This is a genomic window from Devosia sp. P1_H9 (genome assembly GCF_056405135.1).
The window spans coordinates 75981-96264 of record NZ_JBFUCQ010000010.1 but is presented as its reverse complement, the minus strand read 5'-3'; the positions used below and the strand labels follow the sequence as shown (position 1 = coordinate 96264).

At 65.6% G+C, this 20284-nt stretch carries 21 protein-coding genes and 1 tRNA gene; 13 read left to right on the top strand and 9 right to left on the bottom strand.

Annotated elements, in window-relative coordinates:
- The first annotated feature begins 137 nt into the window (after positions 1-137).
- The gene (locus AC1DYL_RS18395) at positions 138-914 is read left to right on the top strand and encodes a glycosyltransferase family 25 protein (protein ID WP_477174290.1); all 777 of its coding nucleotides are present in this window, start codon (positions 138-140) and stop codon (positions 912-914) included.
- Here the strand turns inward: AC1DYL_RS18395 and AC1DYL_RS18390 are convergent.
- The 4 genes from AC1DYL_RS18390 to hisS are packed head-to-tail and all read right to left on the bottom strand — an operon-like array spanning position 911 to position 4912.
- The gene (locus AC1DYL_RS18390; RefSeq protein ID WP_477150516.1) at positions 911-1663 is read right to left on the bottom strand and encodes a TSUP family transporter; all 753 of its coding nucleotides are present in this window, start codon (positions 1661-1663) and stop codon (positions 911-913) included. The genes AC1DYL_RS18395 and AC1DYL_RS18390 overlap by 4 nt on opposite strands.
- Positions 1660-2394 carry an ATP phosphoribosyltransferase gene (gene hisG / locus AC1DYL_RS18385; RefSeq protein WP_055884785.1) on the bottom strand — a complete coding sequence of 245 codons (735 nt, stop codon included), beginning with the start codon at positions 2392-2394 and terminating at the stop codon, positions 1660-1662. The genes AC1DYL_RS18390 and hisG overlap by 4 nt, the downstream gene beginning before the upstream one ends.
- The gene (locus AC1DYL_RS18380; protein ID WP_477158303.1) at positions 2391-3476 is read right to left on the bottom strand and encodes an ATP phosphoribosyltransferase regulatory subunit; all 1086 of its coding nucleotides are present in this window, start codon (positions 3474-3476) and stop codon (positions 2391-2393) included. The genes hisG and AC1DYL_RS18380 overlap by 4 nt, the downstream gene beginning before the upstream one ends.
- Complete coding sequence (gene hisS / locus AC1DYL_RS18375; RefSeq protein ID WP_477174289.1) at positions 3473-4912, bottom strand: histidine--tRNA ligase; 1440 nt, start codon at positions 4910-4912, stop codon at positions 3473-3475. Before hisS ends, AC1DYL_RS18380 begins: the two co-directional genes overlap by 4 nt.
- 424 nt (positions 4913-5336) lie before the next feature.
- Between hisS and AC1DYL_RS18370 the strand changes: the two genes are divergently transcribed.
- The 3 genes from AC1DYL_RS18370 (at position 5337) to AC1DYL_RS18360 (ending at position 6148) form a co-directional block, all read left to right on the top strand.
- Positions 5337-5579, top strand: a complete 243-nt coding sequence (locus AC1DYL_RS18370; protein WP_477158301.1) for a hypothetical protein — start codon at positions 5337-5339, stop codon at positions 5577-5579.
- 92 nt (positions 5580-5671) lie between these two features.
- Positions 5672-5896, top strand: coding sequence for a hypothetical protein (locus tag AC1DYL_RS18365; RefSeq protein WP_477174288.1), 225 nt, complete (start codon positions 5672-5674; stop codon positions 5894-5896).
- Positions 5897-5986: 90 nt separating this feature from the next.
- Positions 5987-6148 carry a hypothetical protein gene (locus AC1DYL_RS18360; protein ID WP_477174287.1) on the top strand — a complete coding sequence of 54 codons (162 nt, stop codon included), beginning with the start codon at positions 5987-5989 and terminating at the stop codon, positions 6146-6148.
- Between the two features lie 365 nt (positions 6149-6513).
- Here the strand turns inward: AC1DYL_RS18360 and AC1DYL_RS18355 are convergent, their stop codons facing one another.
- Entirely contained in the window at positions 6514-7113 is a 600-nt protein-coding gene (locus tag AC1DYL_RS18355; RefSeq protein WP_477174286.1) for a DNA-3-methyladenine glycosylase I, read from the bottom strand.
- Positions 7114-7170: 57 nt separating this feature from the next.
- Here AC1DYL_RS18355 and AC1DYL_RS18350 point away from each other — a divergent pair, with 57 nt between their 5' ends.
- The 4 genes from AC1DYL_RS18350 (at position 7171) to AC1DYL_RS18335 (ending at position 10959) form a co-directional block, all read left to right on the top strand.
- On the top strand, positions 7171-7605 hold the full coding sequence (locus tag AC1DYL_RS18350) for a response regulator (RefSeq protein ID WP_477150522.1): 435 nt from the start codon (positions 7171-7173) through the stop codon (positions 7603-7605).
- A gap of 93 nt (positions 7606-7698) precedes the next feature.
- On the top strand, positions 7699-8178 hold the full coding sequence (locus AC1DYL_RS18345) for an SRPBCC family protein (protein ID WP_477174285.1): 480 nt from the start codon (positions 7699-7701) through the stop codon (positions 8176-8178).
- Positions 8179-8400: 222 nt separating this feature from the next.
- Positions 8401-9024: a L,D-transpeptidase gene (locus AC1DYL_RS18340; RefSeq protein ID WP_477174284.1), complete on the top strand. Its 624-nt coding sequence runs from the start codon at positions 8401-8403 to the stop codon at positions 9022-9024.
- A 51-nt stretch (positions 9025-9075) separates the two neighbouring features.
- Positions 9076-10959, top strand: coding sequence for a ubiquitin-activating E1 FCCH domain-containing protein (locus AC1DYL_RS18335; protein WP_477174283.1), 1884 nt, complete (start codon positions 9076-9078; stop codon positions 10957-10959).
- 3 nt (positions 10960-10962) lie between these two features.
- Here AC1DYL_RS18335 and AC1DYL_RS18330 read toward each other — a convergent pair whose 3' ends face one another.
- The 4 genes from AC1DYL_RS18330 to AC1DYL_RS18315 all read right to left on the bottom strand — a co-directional run bounded on the left by AC1DYL_RS18330 (position 10963) and on the right by AC1DYL_RS18315 (position 12478).
- On the bottom strand, positions 10963-11262 hold the full coding sequence (locus tag AC1DYL_RS18330) for a hypothetical protein (RefSeq protein WP_477174282.1): 300 nt from the start codon (positions 11260-11262) through the stop codon (positions 10963-10965).
- A 7-nt stretch (positions 11263-11269) separates the two neighbouring features.
- Positions 11270-11659, bottom strand: coding sequence for a DUF2147 domain-containing protein (locus AC1DYL_RS18325; protein WP_477174281.1), 390 nt, complete (start codon positions 11657-11659; stop codon positions 11270-11272).
- Positions 11660-11739: 80 nt separating this feature from the next.
- Positions 11740-12303, bottom strand: coding sequence for an AAA family ATPase (locus AC1DYL_RS18320; RefSeq protein WP_477174280.1), 564 nt, complete (start codon positions 12301-12303; stop codon positions 11740-11742).
- Between the two features lie 98 nt (positions 12304-12401).
- A tRNA-His gene (locus AC1DYL_RS18315) sits at positions 12402-12478 on the bottom strand.
- A 226-nt stretch (positions 12479-12704) separates the two neighbouring features.
- On the opposite strand from AC1DYL_RS18315, the gene AC1DYL_RS18310 reads away from it, so the two are divergent.
- The 5 genes from AC1DYL_RS18310 to AC1DYL_RS18290 all read left to right on the top strand — a co-directional run bounded on the left by AC1DYL_RS18310 (position 12705) and on the right by AC1DYL_RS18290 (position 20257).
- A complete protein-coding gene (locus tag AC1DYL_RS18310; protein WP_477174279.1) occupies positions 12705-15524 on the top strand; it encodes a sensor histidine kinase in 2820 nt (939 codons plus the stop codon).
- Positions 15521-16213 (top strand): molybdate ABC transporter substrate-binding protein, encoded by a 693-nt coding sequence (gene modA, locus AC1DYL_RS18305; RefSeq protein WP_477174278.1) that lies wholly within the window; start codon positions 15521-15523, stop codon positions 16211-16213. The genes AC1DYL_RS18310 and modA overlap by 4 nt, the downstream gene beginning before the upstream one ends.
- Positions 16214-16298: 85 nt before the next feature.
- Complete coding sequence (locus AC1DYL_RS18300; protein WP_477174277.1) at positions 16299-17339, top strand: extracellular solute-binding protein; 1041 nt, start codon at positions 16299-16301, stop codon at positions 17337-17339.
- Positions 17340-17547: 208 nt separating this feature from the next.
- Positions 17548-18594, top strand: a complete 1047-nt coding sequence (locus AC1DYL_RS18295) for an extracellular solute-binding protein (RefSeq protein WP_477174276.1) — start codon at positions 17548-17550, stop codon at positions 18592-18594.
- A gap of 43 nt (positions 18595-18637) precedes the next feature.
- Complete coding sequence (locus AC1DYL_RS18290; protein WP_477174275.1) at positions 18638-20257, top strand: ABC transporter permease; 1620 nt, start codon at positions 18638-18640, stop codon at positions 20255-20257.
- Positions 20258-20284 lie beyond the last annotated feature (27 nt).

Below are 20284 nucleotides of genomic sequence, written 5' to 3'. Positions count from 1 at the left end.
ACGTTTTCAGCCGCCACCGGCGACGCAACTCTCCGTGCGTCCTCAACGAAGCCTGAAGCGCCGGCTACGGCGCTTGCCATCACGACCGGCATTGGCCAAGAAGCTCAGCGTCAATCCTGACCACCCTGCGGTGTCGAATGCATGTCTACGTGATCAATCTGGCGCGCCGCCCCGACCGCAGGGCGTTCATGCAGGAACAGGCCGATCGGCTGGGGCTGGAGTTCGACTATATCGACGCCGTCGACGCGCAGTCGGCCTCAGAGAATTTCGACGAGATCGAAGTTCGCACCGGTTCCCATGGCCGCATCTCGAAGGGCGATCTCGCCTGTACGCTCAGTCACCGCAAGTTCTGGCGGCTCTTCCTCGAGAGCGGGGCGCCCCATGCCGTCGTGCTCGAGGACGACGCGATCCTCTCCGACGATTGCGGGCAGTTCTTCGCTGACGGCAGCTGGATCCCGCCGGGCGCCGATGTGGTGAAGCTCGAGCGCTACGGCCGGCTCCGCCCGATGTTCATGGATCGCGACGCCCGGCCCGCCCACGGTCGCCGCGTCGGCCGCTTCTACGGCAAATGCGCCGGTACCGCCGGCTACGTCGTCTCGGTCGCCGGGGCCCGCATGCTGCTCGCCGCCACCGCCTCCGTGGATGATCCGATCGACCAGATGATGTTCAATCCCGGCCGCTCGAAGCTGTTCGACCGCCTCGCGCCGTACATCCTGGAGCCCGCCATCTGCGAGCAGGAGCAGGTCGCCGTCCCCTCCGATATCCGCGGCAAGCGCCAGTCGAGCCGCAGCGGTCTGCAGGGGGCGCTCAACGAACTGCGCGCTGTCCCGCGCCAGCTCGCCCACGCGCTGAGCCTCATCGCGCCGCTACTGCAGGGCCGGATCGAGCGGCGCGTGCTGCGCTTCCGCCGTTAGCGGAACGCCAGCAGCTTCACCGCCAGTGCGACCGAGATCACCACCACCAGCGGCCGGATCAGTTTCGCGCCGAAGCGGATGCCGGTGAGCGCCCCGAGATAGCCGCCGGCGATCTGCCCGATGATCATCACCGCCGCCACCGGCCACACCACGTTTCCCGACGGAATGAACAGCGCCAGCGCCCCAATGTTCGAGGTGAGGTTCAGCACCTTGGTATGCCCCGCCGCCCGTGTCACGCCGAGCCCGAACAGCGTCACGAAGCCGAGCGTCAGGAACGATCCGGTGCCGGGCCCCAGGATGCCGTCATAGAAGCCGATCGCGAACCCCATCAGCGGCACGAAGACCGCGACGCTGAGCCGGGCGTGGCTATCCTCGTCGGTGAGCTTTGGAGCAAAGGCGAAGTAGAGCGCGACGGCAATCAGCGCCACAGGCACGGCGTATTGCAGCACGGTCGTGTCGACCGATTTGACTGCCAGCGCCCCGAGGAACGAGCCGATGAACGTCAGCGGGATCGCCAGCGCCAGCAGTTGCAGCGACACGAACCCCTTGCGCCAGTAGGTGAAGGCGGCGATTGCCGTCCCTACCACCGATTGCAGCTTGTTGGTGCCGAACGCCGTGACCGGCGGGATACCCACAGACAGCAGCACTGGCAGCGCGATCAGCCCGCCGCCACCAGCAATGGCGTCGACAAAGCCGGCAAGCAGCCCGACAAAGCCGAGCGCGACGAGGATCGTCAGGTCGAAGGTCACAGCAGGGTGGAGATCCCCGGCGGCACCCCGCCCATGATCGACAGCAGCGCCTCGAGCTGCGCCTTGCGCAGCGGCGTCCAGTCGGCGGTACGCGAGACGATCAGGTTCGCCTCGGACTTCATGATCAGCCCGTCCTCCAGCACCCGCAGCTGGTTCGCGGCGAGCGTCGAGCCGGTCGAGGTGATGTCGACGATCAGGTCGGCGGAACCTGCGGCAGGAGCAGACTCAGTCGCGCCAGCGCTTTCGACGATGCGGTATTCGGCAATGCCGTATTTGGCAAAATGCCGCCGCGTGAGGTTCACGTACTTGGTCGCGACGCGCAGCCAGCGGCCATGGCGCGAGCGGAAGTCCGACGCGACGTCCGCGAGATCGGTCATCTGCTGCACGTCGATCCAGCTGTCGGGGATCGCCACCACCACATTGGCCTCGCCGAACCCCAGCCCGCGCACGAACAGCACGTTCTCTTCGCCGTTCTCGCTGGCTTCGTGGATCAGGTCCGAGCCGGTCACGCCGATATCGACGCCGCCGAGGATCAGCTCTCGCGCAATCTCGGCCGCCGGGTAGAATCGCACCGTCACCTGCGGCTGGTTCTTGATCGAGCCGACATAGGAGCGCGCGCCGCCGGGGCGGGCGATGTTCATCCGCGCCGTCGAGAACGCCTTGCGGGTCAGCTCTTCGAGGCGGCCCTTGCTGGGAATGGCGAGCGTCAGGCCGCCGGGCAAAGTGCTCATTGTTCGGCCTCCCTCTCCAGCCGGTCGACCCACAGCGCACAGCCCGATGCCTTCACCGGCTCGCCCGCGCCCAGCCGCTCCAGCATGCGATCGTATTCGCCGCCCGACGCCAGCACCTCGCCGTCTGTCCCGGTCATCTCGAACACGATGCCGGTGTAGTAGTCGAGTCGCGGCGAGAAGCTCGCGTCGAAGATCACGTCGGCGTTCGGCGACAGCGCTGCGAGAGCCGCAGCGTGGTTACGTACCTGGTACAGCGGCTCGTCGAAATCGAACCCGGCTTCCTTGCACATCTCCGAAATCCGCTCGAACGCCGTCTCGGTGCTCTCAGCCACCGACAGGTAGTTCTGCAGTAGCGCCACGGTCTCGGGCGGGATCGGCGCCGATTCCAGCGCCTGCTTTTCGAGATAGCGGTCGGCGATTTCTTCCGGCGTACGGCTGCCGATGAGGCTAAGTCCGCCCGACAGCATCGCATCGGTGACGATCTCGATCACCGTGTCGCGGCTGTCCGGGGCAGGGGCTTCGACCCGCTGCTCGGGGTTGGCCAGCCGGTCCATCAGCCGCTCCAGCGCCTCGGGGTGGCCGAAGCGGTGACGGATGCGGCTCCGCCACGCCGTGGGGATCTGCGCCGCCTCGAGGAACGCCTCGAACAGCCCGACGCCGCCCAGCCGCACATTCGGCGCGGTGATGTCGTAGATCGCCAGCGCCCAGCGCGCGAAGGTCAGCACCTGGTCGAGCGCGTTGTCGGCGTCGGCCTGGCCCAAGAGTTCCAGGCCCGCCTGCTCGAACTCTACCGGCGTCGAGTTGTACTGGCGGAAGATCGGCCCGAGATAGGTATAGGCCGAGGGCGCGCCCAGCAGCCCGTCCTCGAGATATTGCTGCGCGATCGGCAGGGTGAAATCCGGCCTGAGGCAGTACTCGACGCCGTTATTGGTGGTGGTGAGCAAGAGGTTCCGGCCGAACTCCTCGCCCGCGAGGTCGAAATATGGCCCCGCCGGCAGCAGCAGCGCCGGGGTGGCGCGCGTCACGGTGCGCGACTCGACCAGCCGCACCAGCGCTGCGTATCTCTCCGACGCTGTCTTCACTTATTGGCTTCCAGGTAAGCGGCGACAGCGGGCAGCGCCGAAATCTTTTCGACGATGTCCTCGTCCTTGCATTCGAACTGGCCCGGCCGCTCGGCCTTCCACTCGGCATTGTCGGAAATGGCTTTCGCCGCTTCCTTGCCGGCAATCAGGTCCTTGATCTGCACGATGCCCTGCTCGCGCTCCTGCGTGCCCTCGATGATCACCGCGGGCGCGTTGCGCTTGTCGGCATAGGCCACCTGCTTGCCGAAATTCTTGGTGTTGCCCATGAACATCTCAGCCCGGATCCCCGCCCGGCGCAGCCGCGAGGTGATCTCCTGGTAGCGCGCCGTCTGCTCGCGATCCATCACCAGCACCACGACAGGCCCGACCGGCTCGGCGGCACTGAGATTGCCGGTGAGCTTCAGCGCATGAGCGAGGCGGGAAACGCCGATCGAGCAGCCCGTCGCAGGGACGGGCTCGCTGCGGAAGCGCGAGACGAGGCCGTCATAGCGACCACCGCTGCCCACGGCGCCGAAGATCACTTCCTGGCCCTTCTCGTTGGTCACCGGGAAGGTGAGCACAACTTCGAAGACCGGGCCGGTATAGTATTCGAGACCGCGCACGATGGAGGGATCGATCTCGATCCGATCCTGACCATAGCCAGCGGCTCGGAACAGTGCCTCCATCACCCGCAGTTCGCCGACGCCTTCATTCTCTTCGGGCGCCTTGCCCGCAATGAAATCGAGCACAACCTGCTGCTGGGCGGCCGACAGTCCGGCGCCTTTGGTGAAATCGCCGCTCTCGTCCTTGCGGCCTTCGCCGAGCAATAGCCTGACCCCGTCGGTGCCGAACTTGTCGAGCTTGTCGATGGCGCGCAGCACCGCGAGCTTCTGCTCGTACTCGTGCACGTCGGCGCTCTCGAGCACGCCGTCCAGCACCTTGCGATTGTTGACCTTGACGACGTACTTCCCCGTCAGGCCCAGCGCGTCCATGACATCGGCGAGCATCATGCACATCTCGGCATCGGCCTCGGGCCCCGCCGCGCCGACCGTATCCGCATCGAACTGCATGAACTGGCGGAACCGCCCCGGTCCCGGCTTCTCGTTGCGGAACACATAGCCCGCCCGATAGCTGCGATAGGGCTTGGCGAGCTTGTCGAAATTCTCGGCAAAATGCCGGGCCAGCGGCGCCGTCAAATCGTAGCGGAGGCTCATCCACTGCTCGTCGTCGTCCTGCAGCGAGAACACGCCGGCGTTCGGCCGGTCGGTGTCGGGCAGGAACTTGCCGAGCGTGTCGGTATATTCGAGCAGCGGCGTCTCCACCGGATCGAACCCATAGCGCTCGTACACCGCGCGAATCTTCGCAGTCATGGCGTTGACGGCGGAAATATCGACCGGCAAACGGTCCTCGAAGCCGCGCGGCAGCCGCGGCGCGATGAGCTTCTTCTTGTCGGTCATGGTGTTTGCTGTTCGGAGCCCGGAATCTGAGGCTGGTTCCTAACGGAAAGCCCCCGTCGACTCAAGGAACGGACCTGTGTCTTTCCGGCAACAGTAACATCCGTGGTGCGGCAGGCTGTCGCATCGGGGGTTGGCATTGGTTTCGAGTCGGCGTACCAACCGCGTCGTTCAACGCCAACCAAAGAGGAGGCGACGCATGATTCATTCGATGTTCGTCTCCGGTCCTGGCGTTCTCCCAGCTGGTTGCTATCGCGCCTAATTCGCGCCGACCCCTCCCCGGGGTCCTTCCCACCAGCTCTTTCTAGCCTCGACTGAACGTCAGCAACCGGCATCGCCATTCGGCGTCTTCGCGCGTCCGGATTCCGTCGCCACCACCATTGTCTCTCAACCAGAGGACCGGGCCGCATTGCGCCCGGATGAGATCATGACTCTCGAACTCCAGACCCGTGCCCCGGCACGTACTCACCGCGCTCCGGCGCACACCCATGTCGGCGTCGCAGGCGCGCTGGTTTCAGCTGCCGTCACGATGCTTGCCAACGCCCAGCTGGCCCGCGCGGCGAGACGCTACAAGTCTCGCGGTTCGCCACCTGTGCCAAGCCATCTCCGTCGCGATCTCGGGCTGATGCCCGAGGTGATGGAGCCGAAAAGCCACTGGGACTACCGATAAGCGATCGGCTGCGGACTTGGGGTTCGCAGCCAACCGCTCCGGCCGTCCCTCTGCTTTCACCAGAGGACCGGGCTTCGGCCCGGACGAGCCAAATGGTTCTCATTGTCAGGGACCGCGCCACTGCGCGCATCCTCTCCACGCCCGGGCTTGACCTCGGGCAACTCGGCCTCGTCGGGCGCCTGCGTCTGTTCATCGCCCGGCGTCGTGCCGACGCGATGCTGCGTCGCGTCCTCCGGCCCTATCGCCGGGGCAGCGCAGCCCCGCTGTCGCCCCACCTGCTGAGGGATATCGGGCTCCCGCCCGATTTCCGGATGTAGGCGGCAAGAACTGGGGTCGGCGAGAGCCGGCCCCACCAGTTTCAATTCATCAATCAGGGAGCCGGCGCGAACCCCGCGTCCGGACACGCAATGTTCTTACTCAAATTTCCCGGCGGCAGACGCCGGAATGCCGCGGTCGACGAACCGCTTCCGCCTCGGGAGCGACGAAACGACGAGATGCCGCCCGGCAACATCGCCGGCCTCGAACTGCTGGTGCTGTTCCTGAGCCGTCAACAGCAAAGCCGCTATTGAGGGAGCCGGCGCAACTACGCCGGACGAAACCAATGTTCTTTCCACGCAAACCCGGCCTCCGCCGCAGCGCGCAAAAGCCCCGGGACCCGGCCCGTGCGGCCCACGCGTCTGACGAGTTGCGTCCGAGGCTCAACCTGAGCAAGCTCGAGCTTCTGGCACTGCTGCTGATCAGGCAGTGATCCTTCGGTGGTCGCCTTCTCCCCTTGTGGGAGAAGGTGCCCGAAGGGCGGATGAGGGGTTGTCTCCGCGCACTCCGTCGCTCGTCGCCTTCGCTCCGATCGTGCAACCTGCGGTTGCGGACCCCTCGTCCGGCCTGTCGGCCACCTTCTCCCACAAGGGGAGAAGGTGATGGAGCCGATGGTCCCCTAAGGCCGCTTCAGCGCCTTACGCTCCGCCGCGGCTTCCGCCCGGCAAAAGCACCCATCCACATGATCGTTCACCAGCCCCATCGCCTGCATGAACGCGTAGCTCGTCGTCGGCCCCACGAACGAGAACCCGCGCTTCCGCAGATCCTTGCTCATCGCCTTCGACGCCTCCGTCTCCGCCGGAATGCTTCCCGCAAAGATCGGCCCCTTCACCGGCTCCGGCTCGAACCGCCAGACATAGGCCGCCAGCGAGCCGAACTCGCGCCGGATCTCCAGCGTCCGCTTGGCATTGTTGATGGTCGAGGCAATCTTGCCCCGATGCCGGATGATGCCGGCATCCCCGAGCAGCCGTTCGATGTCGGCCTCCCCCATCGCCGCCACCTTCTCGATGTCGAAGCCATGGAATGCCGCGCGGAAGTTCTCGCGCTTCCTGAGGATGGTGATCCAGGCCAGCCCCGACTGGAATCCCTCGAGGCAGAGCTTCTCGAACAGCCGCGTATCGTCCGTCACCGGCCGCCCCCATTCGCGGTCGTGATAGTGCTGGTAGAGCGGGTCGCTCCCGGCCCAGCCGCAGCGGCTCACCTCGGTCGGCGTTGACATGGTTAACTCCCGGTAAATAGATGTGGCCATCGGCGAATCGGCTGGGGGGCCACGCCAATGATCCTGCCGCAAGACCTCAAGGCGCTCGTCGTCGACGACAATGCGTATGCGCGCTCCGCCGTTGCCGCAACCCTGCGCAAGCTCGGCCTCGTCGCTATCGATGAACTCGCCGGCGCCGCCCCGGCCGTGGGCGCTATCCAGGCAACGCGCTACGATATCGTGTTCATGGATTGGTACATGCCGGAAATGAATGGCGCGGCGCTGCTCGAGGTCATCCGGGATCCGCGCTTTTCCGCCAACGGGCAGGTGCCCGTGGTGATGATCACCGCCTATCCCAACCGCGAGACCATCGCCCGCGCCCGGGAATTGGGCGCCAGCGAAGTCCTCACCAAACCCTTCAGCCTTGCCCATGCCGCCGCCGCGCTTGGTCGCTTGTTGCCCGACGGCTGGCAGATCCCGGAAGAGCCGGATGCGGGGCGGATACTGCTGTAGGGCAGGGCGCGCGCCACGAAGGCAACGTAACCCTTGACCGTGCATAACCGAAACGTTATAGAACATTCAGGTTATGCAAAGTGGAGTCCCATCATGCCGACGCCCGTGAACGTCACCCACCCGACCGACCGCGCCGTCACCGTCACGCGCAGCTTCGATGCTCCGGCCGACCTGGTATTCGCCTGCCACACGCAGCCCCAGCTGGTACAGAAATGGATGATCGGCTCGCCCGGCTGGAGCATGCCGGTCTGCGAGATCGACCTCAAGGTCGGCGGTACCTACCGCTACATCTGGCGCAACGACACCGATGCCTCCGAATTCGGCTTCACCGGCCGCTACCGCGAGATCATCGTGCCCGGGCGCCTGGTCCACACCGAGAGCATGATCGGCCAGCCGGGTGAGGCGCTGGTCACCACCACGTTCCAGCAAACCGGCAACCGCACCACCCTCAGCATCACCATGAGCTTCGAGTCGCGAACCATGCGCGACCAGGTCCTCGCGACCGGCATGACCGACGGCATGGCGTTGAGCTACGACCAGCTCGATGACCTGCTGGCCGAGAAGGTGGCATAGTCGGTCCAAAAAGCCCCGTGCGGGAAGAGCGCCCCCACCCCCGTGGGGGGGGATCTTCGGAACTCGATCGACGACCAGGCTCCGGCCCACCGTCATCTAGAACTCCGCCCCTGCCAACCCTCCCTTAACCATCCCGCTTCACCGGCCATTCGGCATTCTCGTCAATACTTCGCCGCGCTCGATCTGCCTCGGGCGTTGCATTCGTAACGAAGAGTATGTGCCATGCTGCGTTCGTCCCGGGCGGTGCTCGCCGCCGCTGCCTGCCTCGTTTCCTTCTCGTTGTTCGCCGATGCTGCCCATGCCGCGCAGGGCTTCTTCATGTTCGATCCGCCGCCCGGCATGTCGCTGAGCAATGGCAAGCCGCGCCACGGGCTGCAGCTGAAGAGCAACAAGGTCCGCCTCGCGCCGCAGTTCCGCCGCCAGGTCGTTGCCTACAAATCCAACCAGAAAGCCGGCACCATCATCGTCAATACCGGCGAGAAGCACCTCTATCTGGTGCTCGGCAACGGCAAGGCGCTGCGCTACGGCATCGGCACGGCCAAATCTGGCTTCGAGTGGAGCGGCACGCACCGCGTTTCCAACAAGCGCGAATGGCCAGGCTGGACCCCGCCCGCCGAGATGAAGAAGCGCCGCCCCGAGCTGCCCGACTACATGCCCGGCGGCATCAACAACCCGCTCGGCGCCCGCGCCATCTATATCGGCTCGACGCTCTACCGCATCCACGGCACCAACGAGCCCTGGACCATCGGCCAGGACGTGTCCTCGGGCTGCATCCGCATGGTCAATGATGATGTCGAGGACCTATACGCCCGAGTCAAAATTGGCGCGAAGGTGATTGTTCTTTAGTTAGGATTTTCAGCGACACTGACGCCGGAATTCTGGGGGTTTTCCGGCGCCATGCGCGGCATTTTCAAGCTTCTGAACCGGTTCCGCGCCGACGAGCGCGGCGTTTTCGCCGTCATCTTCGGCCTCATGGCCATTGTCCTTGTCGCCATGGCGGGCGCCGTGGTGGATTACACCTCGCTGGAAGCGGCCCGCGCCAAGGCGCAGATCGCGTTCGATTCCGCCGCTCTCGGACTTGCCCCCAAGATCCATGACGATACTGAAGAGGAGCTTCGCGTCCAGGCGCAGGACCTGGTCGTCGAACGTCTGAACGATGACAGCCTGACCGTCACGGTCGACGTCGCCGATGCCACCACCGCCACCGGCACCCTGGAGCTCAGGGGTACGCTCACCGTCCCCATGGCCTTCGTCCAGTTGGTCGGCATTTCCAGCATGACCACCAGCGTCAAGTCCGAGGCGACGCGTGGCTCGATCAATCTCGAAGTCGCCGTGGCGCTCGACACCACCGGCTCGATGGGCACGACCGGTATCACTCAGTTGCAGACCGCGCTGGGGACGCTGATCCCGCTCGTGGTCAAGGACGTGCAGACGCCGACGTACTCCAAGATGGCGCTAGTTCCCTTTTCCACCGCAGTCAGCGTCGGCGCCGCCTATGCGGTTGAGGCGCGGGGCAGCATCATCGGCTCGACGGCCGTCACGGCAGCGGATTGGAAAAACGGCGCGTCGAAGTCGATCACCGGCATCACCAAGGCCAATCCGGGCGTCGTCACGACCTCCGTCGACCACGGCTTCTCGAGCGGTGACTACGTCTACATTTCTGGCGTCGTCGGCATGACGCAGGTCAACGGCAAGATATACAAAGTCGTCCCGATCACCGGGCAGACAAAGAAGTTTTCCTTGCAGACTGTCTCTGGATCAAACGTAAACACCAGTGGTGGCTCATACTCGACCTACACCAGCGGCGGCACCGTACAACGGTGCCATAACGCCACGTGCGACATCGCGGTAACGTCGGCTGCCCACGGACACGCGACAAGTGACTATGTCGTATTCACCGGTGTCGCTGGAATGACGCAGTTGAATTTCAACAAGTCGACAAATTCGCGAATTTTCCAGGTGACGAAACTGACGAACGACATGTTCATCATCAACAGCTCACCGCTCGGGGTATGGGGCGGCACCACGTTCAGCGCTTACACGTCAGGCGGCGCGTCGTTCTGCATGAAGTATGGCTGCTCGTACTACCGGCTGGGCGCAAGCCGAACCTATGTGCCCACGGCCAGTTGCGTCACCGAGCGCAGCACGAACAGCTTCATTGATACCGCTCCGAGCACGACGCCGCTCGCGATCCACTACACCGATACGGGTACCTGTGGCAGCGCCGCCAAGATGCAGCCGCTGACGTCCGACAAGAGCAAGCTGGAGGCATACACGGTGGCCAATGCGCTCCTGCCGAGCGGCTCGACTGCGGGACAGATCGGCAGTGCCTGGGCCTGGTACCTGGTTTCGCCGCACTTCGCCGAGTTGTTCGATGACGCGGCGGACGTGGTGGGAGGAGATTTCGAGTCCAAGCCCGCCGCTTACGATGCGCCCAACACGCTCAAGATCGTCATCATCATGACCGACGGCCTTTACAATACTGAGTATTGCAAGGGTGTGAACCCCAGCTACTCCGGTTGCACTGCACCGAACGGGACCACCGGGATCATGGCGGGCCCTATGGGGCAGGCGGAGGACCTCTGCCACAACATGAAGGAGGAGGACATCGTGGTTTACACCGTGGGCTTCAACCTCCCCGCGACGGGTGATGAGGTGGACATGCTCACCGCCTGCGCCAGCGATCCTTCCAAGGCATACAGCGCGGACGGCGGCGATGAACTGAATAATGCCTTCAGGAAGATCGGCGAGAACATTTCCGACCTTCGCCTATCGCAGTAGCCTTCAGCCCTGCAGCACGAACCGCTTGCCGCCCGGGAAGGCGGCGAGCGCGGCGCGCTGCTCCGCCTCGGTCAGCCCTTCGAAGCTGACAATCATCGGCAGCTCTGGGGCGGTGATCGGGGCGATCGGGTTGGTGGGGCGCAGGCGCACGTCGTTCGACGCCGCCAACCAGAGCTTGGCCCTGCGGCTGGCAGCCGGTGAGGTCAGTCTAAAGCTGCGGCGTTCCATCTGGAATACTCCGTCTACGCGTGGCACTTCAATAACGTCCGGATAGTAGGGCAGGTTGCGGCGGTTCCGGGTCATTTTGCGGTCAAATCCGCGTCAGTTCGAACTTCTGGCACAAGGCGCCCTTGCAGCCGTTGATGGTAATGGTGTTGCCGTCGACCAGCGTCAGCGTGCCCTTCACCACTTCGCCCATGTACTCCGCGCTGCCGCGCCACTTGTTCTCGAGCGCCCGCTTGGCGCCCTTCAGCACATACGAGTTGAGATAGCTGAGGTTCTCGGCGGTGCGCGCATCGTCGCGCAGCCACACCAACCTCGCGCACACCTCGGTGCCGTCGCCGCACAACGTCACCTCGAAGCGCGACTCGCCGGTAACCGTCTGCCAGGTGCCCGCCGGCGACTGCGCAGCGAAGGCCGGCGCGATCGACAGCGCGGCGGCGACGATGGTGGTGGCGAAGAACTTGAGCGTGTTGGACATGCGAGCCCCGGGCGACATGGTGAATGGAGTGTTGCACCCTGTTTGCCGCCCGGCGCTTGAACCTGCCTCCAACGCGCCGTTCAGAACCGGTTCATCGCGGGGGCAATCCCGAGGCCGATCTGTGACCGCACGAGGGCCATTCGCTCCTCGATCGGCCCCGGCGGCACCCGCACCAGCTCGAACCCGAACCGCTCGTACGCCGCGATATGGAACCGCTCGAACCGCCGCGAATCCTCCAAACTGATCCGCCGCGCCTCCGTCCTGGTGATGAACCCGAGCAGCTCGACGAACAGCACCCGCCGCTCGAACTGCCCCGCAGCGACCATCGAGCCTATTGATTCGACGAGCATTTCCGGCACCGGATGGCCTAGGTATTCCGCCAGCGCCAGCGTGCAGATCAGCGACCGGTCCGATACCCGCACCGCCCCAACCGCTGGCCTCGCCGCCCGCTGCAGCTGCAGCCGCGCAATCTGCTCGATGAACGCCGGTCCCTTCCAGGCCTCGCCCTCGCCGCGGCCGTGTTCCAACGCGATCACATCGGTTGCGGCCTCTTCGACCACATCGATCCCATCGACCTCAAGTGCCCGTAGAATAACGGTTTTTCCGGCGCCCGGGGCACCGGTCAGGATGAATTCGCGGGCCATTGGCACGCTCCATGTCAGGGCCACGCTAGACCCGGATGGGCCAGCGTTCGGTCAGTTCGGTGGGGGATTTTTGCTTGGTGCCGGAGCCAGTGCGGGAGTGGTACCGCCTCCCCGGATCGAACGGGGGACCTCTAGATCCACAATCTAGCGCTCTAACCAACTGAGCTAAGGCGGCCCGGCAAGCGCGGCGGACCATAGTTTCACTTCTTGCCGCTGGCAAGCGCCGATTTGGCCCTGTTTTCACTGCCTGTTGACGGAGCCCGGCTTAACCATCGGGACCGAATGCCAGCCCCTTATGTCCGGGCGATATAGACCCCGTCAAAGCCCCGGGATATTTAGAGAAGATTAAATTCCGAGTTCGCTTTGTGTCGAATTGGCACGAGGCAGGAAAAGAGTAATGCGTGCGCGCTGAGTGGATCAAATCGCCGACGGCCCGGCTGGTGCTGCTGCACTGGGCTGATGCGCGCCCCGCCTGGCTGTGGTCGCAGGACGGCGAAACCCTGCTCTGGCGCAACGACGCGGCACGCTACTTCCACGGCAAGATCAAGAAGCACGGGCTGAAACTCGCGCCCGAAGCCGTGCCGATCAAGGGCCAGATCGCCCGGCTCATCCGCCTCGGCTCGATGGGCCGCGCCAGCCTCAGCCGCATCCAGTTCCTCGCCGGCGAGCGCCCGATCTCCACCACCTGCACCTGCACCCCGCTCGAACTGGAGAGCGGGGACACGGGCCTCCTCATCGTTGGCGTCGATCCGATCGAACCCGAACTGCTCGAGGCGAACGACTCGATGCAGGTCGACGCGCTGACCGCGGGCCTCTTGCCTCCTGGCACCGAATTCCTGCTGATCAGCGAGGACAGCCAGATCACCGGCGGCAGCCGCTACGCTCTCGAGCATTTCGGCCCGATCATCGAGAGCGAGGGCCTGCCGCACGAGGCCGAAAGCGCCGATGTCGAACTGGCCGGCGAAGCGCTGCAGCTGACGCGCTTCAAGGCCAGCCCGCACGACGCCATGCTGCTGCTGTTCGAGCGCCCTGCCGATGCGGCGCCTGCGCGAGCCATCGCCGACGTCCGGGCGGAGGAGGGCGTTATCGACCGCGAGGACGCGCCTGCCGCGCCACCCACCATAGAGCCCGAATCCGAGCCGCTGCTGCCCCTGGGCCTGCCGCCGGCCGAACATGCCGACGACGAGCCGGTGGTCGCCGAGGAAGACAATTGGGTCGAGCCGATTCCCGCGGCCCCCGAAGCACCGGGCACGCTCGCCTCGCTTTTCGACCGCCTGGCGGACGACAGCGGCCTCTATACCGCCCTCAACCCTGCCGACGATCACTTCGAGGGGCCGCCGCCGGAGCCGGTCGAAGCGCCACTGGTTCCCGAGCCGATCGTGGAACCCGAGCCTGTCGAGCCCGAACCGGTTGCCGCGCCCGCGGAGCCCGTCGCGGAGCCTATTGAGGTTGTCGCCGAAGCGCTCGAGCCAGAGCCCGTTGCCGAGGCACCCAAGCCTGTCGAAGCCCCCGAGCCCGATGTCATCGGCGCGCTGATCGATTTTGCCGACGACGATGAAGACGAGCCGGAGCCGGTCGAGGCCACCGTCTGGCGCGTCATCGGCCGTGGCTTCGCCGCGTTGACGCCAGATCTCCCGGCCGAGGAAGAGCCGGTCGAGGACGCGCCGATCCCGGACGCCGAGACCGTCGAGCGCGTCTCGCGCTACAATTTCGACGAGCTGAGCCGCATCCTCACCGATCGCGTCAGCGCCCAGTCGCCGGCGCAGCCCGAGGAGACGGCGCCGCCGACGGCCGCCAACGATGGCGCGCTGATCAATCTCACCGGCGAGACCTTTATCCTCAACCGGCTGCCGCTCGGCATCCTGGTGTTCCGCGATCAGCAGGTGCTGTTCGCCAACCGTGCGCTCACCGATCTCACGGGCTATGAGTCGATCGAGAGCCTGCGGGCCGCCGGCCTAACCGCCATCTTCCCATCAGAGGACAGCGCCGTGTCGGGCCCGGTGACGCAGCTGGTACGCCGCGACGGCTCGCTGGCCACCGTCAACGCGCGGCTGCAGTCGATCACCTGGCATGGCCGCCCGGCGCTGATGCTGTCGGCCGGCGTCGCCGAGAACCGTATCGGCCACGAAGCCGCCGTCCGCACCTTCGCCGAACTCGCCGCCGAAACCACCGATGACGGCTTCCTGGCCGCCGACCGGTCCGGCATGGTCACCTCGGTGTCGCTCAACGGCCGCATCGTCATCGGCCATATCGAGGAAGATATCGTCGGCAAGCCGCTCGCCAGCTTCGTCGAACCATCCGAACTCGGCGAGCTGAAGCGTTTCCTCGAGCGTCCGGCCCGTTTCGCCGAGACGTCGCGCCCGGCGATCGTGCTGACCGGCTCGGTGCCCAACACCCGCATCACGCTCTTCGCCGAAGGCCAGGCGGGGATCGTCGCCGGCTACTACGCCTTCCTCAGGAAGACCGTGACCTGGGCCGCGCCGACCCCCGTCACCCCGCCGGTGCCCGACGAGGTCGAACCCTCGATGCTCACCCGCATCAGCCGTGGCGTACGCCGGCCGCTCAACACCGTCATCGGCTTTGCCGACCTGATCCGCTCGGCCGCGTTCGGCTCGATCGAGAACCAGCGCTATCTGGAATACGCGCAGGACATCAAGACCGCCGGGCAGGAGATCGCCACCCTCTTCGACGAACTCGATGACTATGCCCGGCTGCGCGAAGGCCGCTATCCGGCGACCGCCACCGATATCGATCTTGCGGCGCTGCTTGAAAGCTGCCTGATGCGCGTCCGCGGCCAGGCCGGCGAGGCGCGTGTCCTGGTGCGGAGCGCCGTCTCCGAAAGCCTGCCGCGCATCTCCGCCGACACTGCCTCGCTCACCCAGGCCATCCTCAACCTCTTGGCCAGCGCCATCGACCAGACCCCCATTGGCGGCTCGGTCATCCTGTCGGCGCAGCGCGAGGACGATGGTGCGGTGATCGTCAACGTTCGCGATGGCGGCGAGGCCCGCCGCGACCTCGGCGAGCGCTTCGTGGTGTTCCGCGACGGCATCGGCAAGGATGGCGAAACCCTCCAGCCGGTGCGTTCCAGCGTCGGCCTGGCGCTCACCCGCTCGCTGCTGGCGGTCAACGCCCTGTCGCTCTCCGTCGATCCGGCGGTCGGCGTCGGCACCATGTTCTCGCTGCTGATCCCGGCGGATCTGGTTCGCGAGGCCGGGGCGTGAAGCGGGAGATCCGGCTTCTTGGCGCTATCGCGATCCGCCCCGCCATCCTGGCGCTGATACCCGAGTTCGAAGCTGCCACCGGACTGACGGTCGCGGCGAAGTGGGAGCTCAATCCGGTGGTCAAGAAGCAGATCGAAGCCGGGGAACCCTTCGATCTCGTCATCATCAATCCGAACCTGGTTCAGGATCTGGCCGACCTCGGCAAGGTCGAAGCGGGAAGCCAGGCCGCATTTGGTCGAACAGCCATGGGCCTCGCAGCCAAAGCGGGCAGCCAGCCGCTCGATATTGGGTCGGTGGACGCATTCGCACAGGCGTTGAAGAGCGCCCGATCAATCGCCTACGCCAGCGAAGGAACCAGCGGGGCATACTTCTCCGCCTTGCTGGAGCGCCTGGGGTTGGCGGATGAGGTGAAGCCCAAGCTGGTGGCCACAGAGGGCGGGCATACCGCGACTGCCGTAGCGCGGGGCGAGGCCGAGTTTGCGGTTGTCCCCGTGACGTCGATCCTCGCCGCCGCTCCCGAGGTCGTGCTTGTCGGTCGGTTTCCCTCGCAACTCCAAAGCTACATCGACTTCGCCATTGGCATCAGCGCCAAGGCAGGGGATGCAAGCGCTGCGCAGTTGCTGTCGAAATTCCTGTTGTCGCCGGCATCGGACGATGTCCTCGCGGCTGCCGGTCTCGAGCGTCGTTAGCCGTTCACGATCCGGTTTGTTGACTTCCCCGGTCAGAAAAAGCAAAACGCGCCCGAGCGGGAGCTCCCGCGATCGGGATTTAACGATGACTTTGATTTCGCGTTTCGGCACCGCACTCATTCTCACGCTGGCTGTAGGTGCCACGCAGCCCGTCCTGGCGCAGAGCGGCGAGGTCAATGTCTACTCCTACCGTGAGCCCGGCCTGATCCAGCCGCTGCTCGACAAGTTCACCGCCGAAACCGGCATCAAGACCAACGTGCTGTTCGCCGGCGACGGCCTGCTCGAACGCGTCCAGGCCGAGGGCGAGCTGTCGCCCGCCGACGTGGTGCTGACCGTCGATATCGGCAATCTCGCCAACGCCAAGGATTTCGGCATCACCCAGGCGATCCCGGCCGAGGCGCAGGCCCGTGTCCCCGCCGCCTACCAGGATCCGGATGGCCAGTGGATCGCCCTGTCGCTGCGAGCACGCGTCTTCTATGCCAGCAAGGATCGCGTCCCCGAGACGGCGCTGACCTACGAGGATATCGCCAAGCCCGAGTGGAAAGGGCGCCTCTGCACCCGCTCCGGCCAGCACGTCTACAATATCGGGCTGATCGCCACCCGCATCTCGCACTGGGGCGTCGACAAGACCCGCGACTGGCTCACCAAGGTGCGCGACAACCTCAATGGCCCGGTCTCCGGCGCCGACCGCGATCAGGTGAAAAAGATCCTCGATGGCAGCTGCGACCTCGCTATCGGCAACACCTATTACATGGGCCTGATGCTCAACAACGACGCCGAGCCCGAGCAGAAGACCTGGGCCGCCGCCGCCCGCATCATCTACCCCGATCCCGATGGCGACGGCACGCAGGTGAACGTCTCGGGCGCAGTGATCGCCAAGTACGCGCCCAACCAGGCCAACGCCCAGAAGCTGGTCGAATTCCTGCTGTCGGACGAAGCCCAGCACCTCTATGCCAGCGGCAACTACGAATTCCCCGTGGTCGCCGGCGTCGCCCCGTCCGATCTCGTCGCGAGCTGGGGCGAACTCAAGGCCGACAAGACCCCGCTCACCGAGATCGCCGCCCACCGCAAGGAAGCCAGCGCCCTCGTCGACGAACTCCGCTTCGACGAAGGCCCGCAGAACTAGCGCGGACACGTTGCCGCAGCGACCCACGCCGCCGGCAACCCCGAAACCGGCGGCTCTGCTGGCGACTCCAGCGCCGCCCTGGAACCGTTCTAAAAGACGGTCACAAACCGGCAACAATCTGTCGCGCCGGATTGTTGACTTTACGTGTCAGAATTCGTGTTTGCCCCTGTCACCGGCGCCTCACGGGCGCCGATCACAGGAGATTCTGATGACCATGACGATGCGACTGTCGGCTACGCTGCTTGGCGCCGCGATGATTGCCGGCACCGCCGCGCCGAGCTTTGCCCAGAGCGGCGAAGTCAATATCTACAGCTACCGCGAGCCCGGTCTGATCCAGCCGCTGCTCGACGAATTCTCCGCCGCCACCGGCGTCAAGGCCACCGTGCTCTACGCCGGTGACGGCCTGCTCGAGCGCGTCGCCGCCGAAGGCGAACTGTCGCCGGTCGACGTCGTGCTCACCGTTGATATCGGCAACCTCGTCGGCGCCAAGACGCAGGGCCTGACCCAACCGATCACCACCCCGGCGCTGACCGAACGCCTGTCGCCGGAGTTCCGCGACGCCGACGGCCACTGGGCCGCGCTGTCGCTGCGCGCCCGGGTCTTCTACGTCAGCAAGGACCGCGTCGAGGCCACCGCGCTGACCTATGAGGACATTGCCAAGCCCGAGTGGAAGGGCCGCCTTTGCACCCGTCCGGGCGACCACGCCTACAATATCGGCCTTGTTGCCAACCGCATCGCCGCCTGGGGCGAGGACAAGACCCGAATTTGGCTGACCGCCGTGCGCGACAACATGTCGGCTCCGCCGGCCGGCAACGACCGCGCTCAGGTCAAGGCCATCCTCGAGGGTTCGTGCGATCTCGCCATCGCCAACACCTACTATATGGGCCTGATGCTCACCAACGACGCCGAGCCCGAGCAGAAGGACTGGGCCGCCTCCGCCCGCATCGTCTATCCGGACGCCGAGACTGACGGCACCCAGGTGAACGCCGCCGGCGCCTTTATCGCCAAATACGCGCCGAACGCCGACAACGCCAACAAGCTGATCGAATTCCTGCTCTCCGACGAGGCGCAGCAGCTTTACGCAGATGCCAACTACGAGTATCCGGCGGTAACGAGCGTCAAGCCGGCTGAACTGACCCAGAGCTGGGGCACACTCAAGCCCTCGAAGGTCTCTCTCACAGCCACTGCCGATTTCCGCGACGAAGCGGCGGCGCTGGTCGATGAGCTGAAATTCAACGAAGGTGCGCAGAACTAACTAGAGGCGGAGGCTGAGCATCAGCCGAACGACTGCAGCACCGATGAGATCCGGAACCGGCGAGGGCAAGCTCCCGCCGGTTTCGGCCATTGTGCTGCTGGCCCTGATGGGCCTGCCGATCCTCTGGCTGGCCATCGCCGCGCTCGACACCACCGGCGCGGGCGGCCTCGCCGCCGCCATGCTGCCGACGGCCTTGCGCGAAACCGCGACGCTGATGGCCTGGGTCGGCGCCATCACCGGTGTCCTCGGCCTCGTCTCGGCTTGGCTGGTGACACATTTCGATTTCCCCGGCCGCCGCATCTTCGAGTGGGCGCTGGTGCTGCCGTTGGCCATCCCGACCTATCTGGCGGCTTATTCCTACGTCGAGTTCCTCGATTTCACCGGCCCGATCCAACAGGCGCTGCGCGCCGTCATCGGCGGCGAAACCATCAAGGATTACTGGTTCCCCCAGATCAAAAGCCCCACGGGCGCCGCTTTCGTCCTCTCGATGGTGCTCTATCCCTACGTCTACGCCTCCTGCCGCGCCTTCTTCGTCATGCAGTCGGGCTCCATCTCCGCCGCCGCGCGCACGCTGGGAGCAGGGGGCTTTCGCGCCTTCTTCTCCGTCACCCTGCCGCTGAGCCGCCCCGCCCTCGTCGTCGGCATCACCCTCGCCATGATGGAGGTGGTGAACGACCTCGGCGCCGTGCAGTATTTCGGTGTCAACAGCCTCACCGCGGTGATCTACTCCACCTGGATCAACCGCTCGAACTTCGGCGGCGCCGCACAACTGGCGGTGATGATCGTCCTGATCATCGGCCTGCTGATCCTCCTCGAACAATGGGCCCGCCGCGATCGCGTCTACGCGCTGCATCGCGACAGCCGCGTCGCCCCGCCGCGCGAGCAACTGGTCGGCGCCGAGCGCGCCCTCGCCGTCGGCTTCTGCAGCATCCTGCTGCTGCTCGGCTTCGGTGTGCCGGTGGGCGAGCTGCTGGTGCTCGCCCTGCGCAATCTCGGCCCCGACGCCTTCGGCCTCACAGTCAACGCCGGCCTCACCACCATCACCCTCGCCGCGCTGGGCGCGCTGATCACCGTCGCCATCGGCCTCACCGCCGCCCGCATCGGCAAGTCGCGCGCCGCGCACGGCATCATCCGTATCGCCACCCTTGGCTACGCCATCCCGGGCACCGTCCTAGCGCTTGGCCTGCTGCAGCCGCTCGGCCAGGCCGACCTGTGGTTCAACCGCCTGACCATGGCGCTGGCCGATTGGCGCCCCGGCCTGATCCTCTCCGGCTCCGTCGCCGCGCTGCTCTATGTCTACGCCATCCGCTTCCTCGCCGTGTCGCACTCCACCATCGATGCAGCGATGAAGAAGCGCGGCGACACCATGCTCGATGCCGGTCGCGTCCTCGGCGTCACCGGCTGGCGACTGTTGTTGCGCGTCGATCTGCCGACCCTCTCGCCGGCTCTGCTGACGGCGGCGACACTGGTCTTCGTCGAGATCGTCAAGGAACTGCCGGCGACGCTGTTGCTGCGTCCGCTCGGCGTCGAAACACTGGCGACTGTGGTCTACGCCCGCGCCAATGTCAGCCTATTTACCGAAGCGGCGCTTCCGGCGCTGACGATCGTCTTGGTGGGTCTGGTGCCCGTCATTCTTTCCACCCGCTTCAGCGATCGGCGCTGATCCGATACATTGGAAATTAACCTCTCA

What these genes read in the sequence shown, in the direction of transcription:
- AC1DYL_RS18395 (WP_477174290.1), top strand. Translation starts at nt 138, where the DNA reads ATGCATGTCTACGTGATCAATCTGGCGCGCCGCCCCGACCGCAGGGCG.
- AC1DYL_RS18355 (WP_477174286.1), bottom strand. Translation starts at nt 7,113, where the DNA reads ATGTCAACGCCGACCGAGGTGAGCCGCTGCGGCTGGGCCGGGAGCGAC.
- AC1DYL_RS18360 (WP_477174287.1), top strand. Translation starts at nt 5,987, where the DNA reads ATGTTCTTACTCAAATTTCCCGGCGGCAGACGCCGGAATGCCGCGGTC.
- AC1DYL_RS18340 (WP_477174284.1), top strand. Translation starts at nt 8,401, where the DNA reads ATGCTGCGTTCGTCCCGGGCGGTGCTCGCCGCCGCTGCCTGCCTCGTT.
- AC1DYL_RS18350 (WP_477150522.1), top strand. Translation starts at nt 7,171, where the DNA reads ATGATCCTGCCGCAAGACCTCAAGGCGCTCGTCGTCGACGACAATGCG.
- AC1DYL_RS18370 (WP_477158301.1), top strand. Translation starts at nt 5,337, where the DNA reads ATGACTCTCGAACTCCAGACCCGTGCCCCGGCACGTACTCACCGCGCT.
- AC1DYL_RS18365 (WP_477174288.1), top strand. Translation starts at nt 5,672, where the DNA reads ATGGTTCTCATTGTCAGGGACCGCGCCACTGCGCGCATCCTCTCCACG.
- hisS (WP_477174289.1), bottom strand. Translation starts at nt 4,912, where the DNA reads ATGACCGACAAGAAGAAGCTCATCGCGCCGCGGCTGCCGCGCGGCTTC.
- AC1DYL_RS18335 (WP_477174283.1), top strand. Translation starts at nt 9,076, where the DNA reads ATGCGCGGCATTTTCAAGCTTCTGAACCGGTTCCGCGCCGACGAGCGC.
- AC1DYL_RS18295 (WP_477174276.1), top strand. Translation starts at nt 17,548, where the DNA reads ATGACCATGACGATGCGACTGTCGGCTACGCTGCTTGGCGCCGCGATG.
- AC1DYL_RS18290 (WP_477174275.1), top strand. Translation starts at nt 18,638, where the DNA reads ATGAGATCCGGAACCGGCGAGGGCAAGCTCCCGCCGGTTTCGGCCATT.
- hisG (WP_055884785.1), bottom strand. Translation starts at nt 2,394, where the DNA reads ATGAGCACTTTGCCCGGCGGCCTGACGCTCGCCATTCCCAGCAAGGGC.
- AC1DYL_RS18330 (WP_477174282.1), bottom strand. Translation starts at nt 11,262, where the DNA reads ATGACCCGGAACCGCCGCAACCTGCCCTACTATCCGGACGTTATTGAA.
- AC1DYL_RS18320 (WP_477174280.1), bottom strand. Translation starts at nt 12,303, where the DNA reads ATGGCCCGCGAATTCATCCTGACCGGTGCCCCGGGCGCCGGAAAAACC.
- AC1DYL_RS18325 (WP_477174281.1), bottom strand. Translation starts at nt 11,659, where the DNA reads ATGTCCAACACGCTCAAGTTCTTCGCCACCACCATCGTCGCCGCCGCG.
- AC1DYL_RS18300 (WP_477174277.1), top strand. Translation starts at nt 16,299, where the DNA reads ATGACTTTGATTTCGCGTTTCGGCACCGCACTCATTCTCACGCTGGCT.
- AC1DYL_RS18345 (WP_477174285.1), top strand. Translation starts at nt 7,699, where the DNA reads ATGCCGACGCCCGTGAACGTCACCCACCCGACCGACCGCGCCGTCACC.